The organism is Methylobacterium sp. D48H (assembly GCF_053345715.1).
The window spans coordinates 1-303 of record NZ_JBKFAP010000163.1 but is presented as its reverse complement, the minus strand read 5'-3'; the positions used below and the strand labels follow the sequence as shown (position 1 = coordinate 303).

The window sequence follows — 303 nt, the reverse complement described above, 5'->3', positions numbered from 1 at the left end:
CGCCCACGAAGGCCACCGTCGCCCCGACCGCCCCCTCGCCGAGCACGGCCTGGGTGGCCCCCGGCACCAGCGGCTCGGTCCGGCGGGTGATCGCGTTCAGCTCGTCGAGGCTCTTGGGATCCTGGTCGGCCATGGCGGCGACGGCCCGGGCGGGTTCGCGGCGTGTGGGCAAGGCCGGCTCCCTCTCGATCATGGCTTCGGTGCGCCCGGCCCCCGCCCGGACCAGGGCCGGGATCGCGGCCGTCTCGGGCATGTTGTGCCAGTACTTCTTAGGCATCTCCGCCCGCATCGCCTTCAGGTTAG

1 pseudogene is annotated in these 303 nt (G+C 73.6%); it reads right to left on the bottom strand.

Annotated elements, in window-relative coordinates:
- A pseudogene (locus ACLBX8_RS31960) lies at positions 1-303 on the bottom strand (UdgX family uracil-DNA binding protein); the annotation flags it as partial.